This window comes from Acinetobacter sp. YH16044 (assembly GCF_013417145.1).
Taxonomy (GTDB): domain Bacteria; phylum Pseudomonadota; class Gammaproteobacteria; order Pseudomonadales; family Moraxellaceae; genus Acinetobacter; species Acinetobacter amyesii.
Genome location: NZ_VPEK01000059.1, coordinates 1 through 7,444, shown reverse-complemented (window position 1 = coordinate 7,444; position 7,444 = coordinate 1). Strand labels below are relative to the sequence as shown.

At 40.5% G+C, this 7,444-nt stretch carries 7 protein-coding genes; 5 read left to right on the top strand and 2 right to left on the bottom strand.

Going from position 1 to position 7,444, the window contains the following annotated elements:
* The first annotated feature begins 643 nt into the window (after window positions 1-643).
* From FTV38_RS15990 to FTV38_RS15970, 5 genes are all read left to right on the top strand, one after another.
* Complete coding sequence (locus tag FTV38_RS15990) at window positions 644-922, top strand: metalloregulator ArsR/SmtB family transcription factor (RefSeq protein ID WP_004871185.1); 279 nt, start codon at window positions 644-646, stop codon at window positions 920-922.
* 10 nt (window positions 923-932) lie between these two features.
* Window positions 933-1,952 (top strand): permease, encoded by a 1,020-nt coding sequence (locus tag FTV38_RS15985; RefSeq protein ID WP_180022979.1) that lies wholly within the window; start codon window positions 933-935, stop codon window positions 1,950-1,952.
* Between the two features lie 21 nt (window positions 1,953-1,973).
* On the top strand, window positions 1,974-2,213 hold the full coding sequence (locus FTV38_RS15980; RefSeq protein WP_180022978.1) for a thioredoxin family protein: 240 nt from the start codon (window positions 1,974-1,976) through the stop codon (window positions 2,211-2,213).
* An 86-nt stretch (window positions 2,214-2,299) separates the two neighbouring features.
* On the top strand, window positions 2,300-3,361 hold the full coding sequence (locus FTV38_RS15975) for an ArsO family NAD(P)H-dependent flavin-containing monooxygenase (protein WP_020846547.1): 1,062 nt from the start codon (window positions 2,300-2,302) through the stop codon (window positions 3,359-3,361).
* 619 nt (window positions 3,362-3,980) lie between these two features.
* Entirely contained in the window at window positions 3,981-4,718 is a 738-nt protein-coding gene (locus tag FTV38_RS15970; protein ID WP_180022977.1) for a sulfite exporter TauE/SafE family protein, read from the top strand.
* A 3-nt stretch (window positions 4,719-4,721) separates the two neighbouring features.
* On the opposite strand, the gene FTV38_RS15965 is transcribed toward FTV38_RS15970, so the two are convergent.
* Complete coding sequence (locus FTV38_RS15965; protein WP_180022976.1) at window positions 4,722-5,630, bottom strand: LysR family transcriptional regulator; 909 nt, start codon at window positions 5,628-5,630, stop codon at window positions 4,722-4,724.
* A gap of 115 nt (window positions 5,631-5,745) precedes the next feature.
* Window positions 5,746-7,050 carry a solute carrier family 23 protein gene (locus tag FTV38_RS15960; RefSeq protein WP_180011052.1) on the bottom strand — a complete coding sequence of 435 codons (1,305 nt, stop codon included), beginning with the start codon at window positions 7,048-7,050 and terminating at the stop codon, window positions 5,746-5,748.
* Window positions 7,051-7,444: the final 394 nt, after the last annotated feature.

Sequence of the window (7,444 nt, the reverse complement as noted above, 5' to 3'; positions counted from 1 at the left end):
GTTGAATTTCTTTGTCAGACATAGTGATCAGCATCTATATTTTATATCCAGTCCATGGTGATAAAAATCATCATAAACCAGACATTTTTATTGGTGAGAATATAGACACTTTAAATGGGTTCTAACAAAAGCATTTCGTATAACCTCTATTATGTTAAATAGAATCCTCTTTAGTTGAATATTCATGCTTATAAGTGGTGTGTAAATCTTAAGTGAGAAAATCACTTTTATTTCAGCACACGTCAGATGCCGTGATCGCAGAAATTACCGAATTTTTGCATCATCATTTTGATCTCAATCATGTGACTGTACAGCTAGAATCAATCGATTATGCTGAACATTGTGAGATGAACCATAAATATCATGTTTCATAGACATCTGACATTTAGTAGTACGTGAAGAAACCCTATATTTTGTATCGTCCATCCTAAGTGGTTTTAGATATTCCTTTGGCACAGTTAGGTACTTTTTTTAAAGAAGATGGAAAATTCATTATTGGGGAAAATGGTAAGTATTTAAAATAAAAACATAATTTATTGTGAAGGCCCTGAAAAATGGTTTTTTTTATTTCCCATGTCACATTGACAATAATCAATATGATTTACATACTGGTTACATTAGAGCCATTTAAGGATAGTGTAGATTGAACAATCTTCAGGCCTGTAATTTATATAAAGCTTTAACCGATGAAACGCGGGTTAAAATTTTACAAACACTGCATTCAGGTGAATGTTGTGCCTGTGAACTATTGAAAAATTTATCAATTACGCAATCTACGCTCTCCCATCATATGAAGTGTCTGACTGAATTAGGTCTAGTCAAGGGAAGAAAAGATGGACGCTGGATGCGTTATTCACTAAATATCCCTTGTACCGAACAGCTCTATTCATTCACTAAAACACTTTTAGTCGGCCAAGGTTAGGGGGATTTAAATGGACAGTATTATTGCAATCTTTGCATGGTTAAATAGCGTCCTGTTGAAAATGACATGGCTATCAGATGGAGTTGCCTGGTTCGTTGAAAATATCTTAGGTTTATCGATTGCCACGCAAGTCGGTGGCAGCGTGCATTTTTTTATCTATGATGTCATTAAAATTTTTATACTTTTAAGTGTCCTGATCTATTCACTGTCGTATATCCAGAGCTATTTCCCTCCAGAACGAACCCGACAAATTCTGGGACGCATGAAAGGGATTAAAGCCAATATCATGGGTGCCTTACTGGGAACCATTACCCCATTTTGTTCATGTTCATCTATTCCTATCTTTATTGGTTTTACTCGGGCCGGTTTACCTGTCGGCGTGACATTCTCCTTTCTGATTTCCTCTCCCTTGGTCGATTTAGCTTCCATTATTTTACTCGCTAGTATCTTCAACTGGAAAATTGCCATGATCTACGTGGTACTCGGTCTGATTCTGGCAGTCCTGGGTGGTTCACTCATCAGCTTTTTCAAAATGGAAAGGTATGTCGCTGAATTTGTCACTCAAAATTCTGCGGTGCAAGGTGATGAAGATTTTAAAATGTCCGCGAAAGAGCGTCGCGAATTTGCCTGGGAGCAGGTGGTCGAAATCTTCCGGAAAGTCTGGATCTATGTCTTGATCGGTGTCGGTATTGGTGCTGCGATTCATAACTGGATTCCAGCGCAGTGGATTACGACCTTATTAGGACAAGATAACTGGTATTCAGTGCTTGTTGCGACTGTGGTCGGCATGCCGATGTACGCAGATATCTTTGGAACTTTACCTATCGCAGAAGCATTGGTCGCTAAAGGTGTGGGCTTAGGTACAGTTTTGGCCTTTATGATGGCGGTGACAGCACTTTCGCTGCCATCGTTAATTTTGTTAAAGCAAGTCGTGAAGAAACAATTGCTCAGCCTTTTTGTCGCGATTGTTTTTGTTGGTATTTTAATCATTGGATATAGTCTAAATTTAGTTGGTCAGTTCTTTATATAAAGCAGTCTCAGGAGATTAGAAATGCAGATTAAAGTTATGGGTACAGGTTGTCGTAAATGTAAGGCTTTACTAGCAGCGACAGAAGAAGCAGTGAAAAACAGTGGTGTACAGGCTGAAATTGAGTATGTCACCGACATGATCAAGATTGCTGAAACAGGTTTGATGAGTACGCCTGGTCTAGTCATTAATGATAAAATTGTCTCAAGCGGTAAAGTATTAGAAGCTCCAGCAATAGCTGAGTTAATTGAAAAAAATAAGTAAATTGAGTTATTGAAATTTAATATAAAAAACCAGTTGCTCCGGCAACTGGTTTTTTATATTAAAGAAAAATGAAAGGGGAAAGGGCTTTGAATCATAAACAGAATGAAACGGATGTGATCATTATCGGTGGTGGGCAGGCTGCTTTATCTACGGCTTATTTTTTAAAGCGAAAAAAAATACCATTCATTATTTTAGATGATCAAAATCAAGCAGGTGGAGCCTGGTTACATGCCTGGAATTCTTTGCGTCTATTTTCACCGAATAGCTGGAGTTCCTTACCAGGTTGGGTTATGCCGAATACAGAACAAACGTATCCGACCAAGAAAGAAGTTATTGAATACTTGCAGCAATATGAGCAGCGTTACCACTTTCCGATTATTCGTCCTATATATGTTGATCACGTCAAAAGCGAAGGAGAGGCATTGAGTGTGCATGCAGGTGAACAGTTATGGAAAGCCAAGGCTGTAGTCAGTGCAACGGGCACCTGGAGTCATCCTTATATCCCATCTTACCCGGGCCAAGAAAATTTTAAAGGGCTGAAATTACACTCCGCCCATTATCAAAATGCAGAACCGTTTAAAGATAAGCACGTCATGATTATCGGTGGTGGAAATTCCGGAGCACAAATTTTGGCTGAAGTTTCCCAAGTGGCAGACACTCTTTGGATCACGCCAACACCTCCTCAATTTTTAGCAGATGATGTTGATGGCCGTATACTATTTTTACGTGCGACAGAGCGTTTAAAGGCAAAATTAGAAGGCGGCACAATAGATCAGCCTGTTGGCGGTCTAGGTGATATTGTCATGATTGATTCAGTCAAAGATGCACGTTCACGAGGAGTTTTACATAGTGAGCGCCCGTTTTCGGCTTTTACAGAAGATGGCGTGATTTGGGAAGATGGATCTTTTCAACAGGTTGATGCAGTGATTTGGTGTACTGGATTTAAAGCGACTTTAGACCATTTAAAGCCACTTGGAATAGTAGAGGAAAATAATACGATACTGGTTGAAGGAACAAGATCAGTAAAACAACCCAACCTATGGTTAGTAGGATATGGTGAATGGACTGGACCTGGTTCAGCAACGCTGGTGGGTGTTTCAAGGACCGCGAGAACAACTGCTGAGGAAATTTCCGAATTTCTGGATTAAAATTTTGACCTATTTGTCTTGAGCAAGAAATAGCACAACAAATGGCAAATAAAACTCGTTATTTGGGTGCTATTTTTGTGGGCAAAATAAAAAGTTAAAAAATCAGTAGAAACCCGGCTTGGAAACAAGTCGGTTTTTTGGGTTTTCGCCACCGATTTTTTATAACATAACCTTTTGAAATATAACACTATTTATTTTGATGCGAAGTATGATTTTAATTTCCTGTTGGAAAGCCATGAAACATCCATTGTATGCCCCATAAAATAATTAGAATTAAAATTACGAAAAAGATAATTTCTAATTTTTTCATTTTTAAAGTTCTACTAAAATTAACATAATACACGTTATACGAAATTCTTGAAATTTTACTATAAGTATCAATATCTTATTGAAAACCGTTCCAGTAAACAGCATATTGGAACGGTTTTTATATTACTATTCAACCAATACGCTTATAACTTATTCAAAATCAGAAGAGTTTGTTTAGCCCATCTACGCTATCTGCTTTAGACGCTATAACCTAGCCTCAACTTTTTATTGAGGCTCTATTCCAAAAACACTGATTTTTCAAAGCGCCTGAATTGCATAGCATAGAACCAATTCTTCAGCGAGTTTCGCCATGATTTGGTTCGTCATCACAGTTTTTGCAATTGCAGGTCTGATTAAAGGCACGATTGGGTTAGGCCTGCCTGCGGTATCGATGGGCTTACTTACCATTGTGATCAGTCCATTTCAGGCAGCCACATTATTAATCATTCCATCTATGGTCACCAACTTTTGGCAACTATTTGCTGAAGGGCAGGTATTGCGCCTAATTCAACGCTTTTGGCCCTTGTTACTTGGGATTATCGTCGGTTCAATTTGGAGTATTTTTCCAACTTTAGGACATGGTGAATTTAAAAGTGAAGCTTTACTGGGGGGCATGTTGGCACTATACGGACTGTATGGGCTTTGTGCCAAAAGCTTGCCGAACTTTGCACCACATGAAAAATGGCTATCTCCAATGATCGGTTATCTTGGTGGAGCGCTGACTGTTGCGACAGGTGTGGTGGTGATCCCTGTGGTGCCATATTTGCAAGGTTTGCAGCTCAAACGCGATGATCTCGTTCAGTCACTCGGTTTGGCCTTTACCACATCAACTATTTGTTTGGCAGTGTTCTTACAGCAAAATCCTGTGGAAGATCTTCCGATTGATTATGCGATGTCAGCCATGGTACTAATTCCAGCGCTCATTGGTATGTGGGCAGGGAAAAAAATCCGTTACCGCATTCCAGAACAAAAATTCCGTAAGGTGTTTTTTATCGGGTTGATTGCCCTCGGTGGCTATATGATGCTGCACCAGTTTGGCGTGATTTAAAGCCTAGACTTGGCCATCTAAAGTAGATTTTTCTGACAGTAGAAACTGACTAAAATGCTGATAATTTAAGGGTAAATCATCAAAATTACGTGCGGTGAGGAGCAGTTTTCGATTGGCCCATTCACCGCTGAGCTCAACTTGGGCAAAGGCATACAAACTGATTAATCGTTCGGCCGCACGTTTTGGCATGATGGCAATGCCCACACCATTCGCCACCACTTGGGCGATCGCGGCAAAGTTCGGCAAACGTAGCCGATACTGAATTTCACAGCCGAATAATTTGGCTTGTGCCTCGATCGATTGTTGCAAGGAATGATATTGCATCAAACCGACAAAGGGATAATTTAAAATCTCTGCGGGTTTGACGCTAGGTGTGGTGGCCAATTCATGGGTTATAGGGCAGATCAGCACCAACGGATCATCTGCAAACTCAAGTGTTTGTAGTTGTTCAGATTTAAAGAAACCTGAAATTAGCCCCAGTTGTGCATTACCTTGCTCTATCGCTGCAATGATGTCTTTAGACTCGGCTTCATGCAGCTCAATTTGTGTGTTGGGATTTTCCAGTAAATAACGTGGTAGCAAGACCGGTAAATATTCACTTTGTGCAGATGAATTACACCATAAGGTCATATTGGAACTCAGCCCATGGGCAAAGGGCCGCATAGCGTGTTCTAATTGTTGCCCCTCACCTAAGACGCGCTGTGCATGTTCAACCAAGGTTTGACCGGCAAGGGTCAGTTTGACCCCTTTGGCTTGGCGAGTGAACAGGGCGGTGCGGTAATGCTGTTCGAGTTTTTTAATCCGTTCACTGGCTGCTTGTAGCGAGATGGCAGAACGAGCAGCGCCTTTGGTCAGACTACCGCCGTCTACAATGTGCAGTACCAATTGAAGGTCGAACAAATCCAGTCGCATACGGTGTATTCCTTGGCTAATGCCTTATCTTACCGAAAGAGTAGCTATAAAAAAAAGCGACCTTTCGGCCGCTTTTCAATTGAATGTTGTATTCTTTTTTTAATGCCTTGGGGGCTTATTCTGATTTATCGCCCAAGCTAAAGAACCAGTTCAAAATCAGCGCTGCAAATGTTGCAGTACCAATACCGCCTAGGTTGAAGTTACCGAATTGAAGTGCAAAGTCACCTGTACCTAAAATAATCGTGACTGCTGCCACCATCAGGTTTTTGTTTTTTGAGAAATCGACTTTGTTTTCAATCCAAATTTTCGCACCTGCAATGGTAATTAGACCAAATACAACAATCGATGCACCTGTCAAAATGGCTTGCGGAATGGTATGAATAATCGCACCAAACTTTGGAGAAAGACCAAGGAAAATGGCAAAGACACCTGCAAAGACAAAGACGATGGTTGAGTAAACGCGAGTCACTGCCATCACACCAATGTTTTCACCATAAGTGGTCATACCTGGGCCGCCGACACCGCCTGAAAGCGTGGTTGCAACACCATCAGCAACAAAAGCTTTACCAATGTGCGGATCGAGATTTTCACCTGTCATCGCGCCCACAGCTTTAATGTGACCTAAGTTTTCAGCCACCAAAATCAACGCAATCGGTGCAATGATCAGCATGGCATTGAAATCAAAAACAGGCGAATGGAATTGAGGAACACCAAACCAAGCTGCATCTTGTACTGGAACGAAGTTGATTGGTGTGCCATGACCCATGACATTGGAAATGATGTAATACACCAAGTAAGCGAGTAGAAGGCCAACTAAGAGTAATAGACGTTGTAATAAACCTTTGGTGAACACAGCAATCGAACCCATACACAGTACAGTGACTAATGCCATCCACATATTAAAGTTATTACCGGCAACCCCTTTAATGGTCACTGGGGCAAGGTTCAGACCAATAATCATCACCACTGCACCTGTAACGACAGGCGGCATGAGTTTTTCAATCCAACGTGTACCCGTTGCCATCACGATAAAACCAAAAATGGCATATAAGATACCGCAGGCCATGATCCCGCCTGCTGCCATCGCGATATTGGCATTTGGCGCGCCAGTACCTGATGCTGCATAACCGGTTGCCGCGATCACCACACCAATAAAGGCAAAACTAGAGCCTAAATAACTTGGTACACGACCACCTGTCATAAAGAAGAATAGGATGGTACAGATCCCCGACATTAAAATCGCAAGGTTGGCATCAAAGCCCATCAAAAATGGCGCAAGGACAGTTGCACCAAACATTGCAAAAGCATGTTGTATCCCCAATACAACACTTTGCACAGGAGGTAGGTACTCATTTGTACCTACAGGACGTGCATCAATATTGCCTTCGTACGGGCGCCATTTGGGAAACCAATTGGACATAAAATGAGCACTCAATAGATAAATTGTGCACATCATACTCTTGTTTTTTAGAAGATTTAATCTCTTTTAAAAATATTTTATTCAAACTAATTACATGACTTTACATGTAAATTTACCAAATGGTAAAAGTTTTAAGGGTGTAAAAATGGCATTAAATCATGCAATTAATCAAATAGGATAAGAGTCAATACTTCATAAATTTTTCTTATTTTATCAAATGGAGCGTAAAACTCTGTCCTTCAGGTCAGAGATATAAGCGACACGACCTGAAGTGTCGTTTGATTTAACTAAGGACTATTTTCCTTGAGTTTTGATTGTTAATATAAGTACATGAAAACCCTTAAATTACGTATAAAAGACAAACATTGCAAGGTGTTAGACCAACTAGCATCAG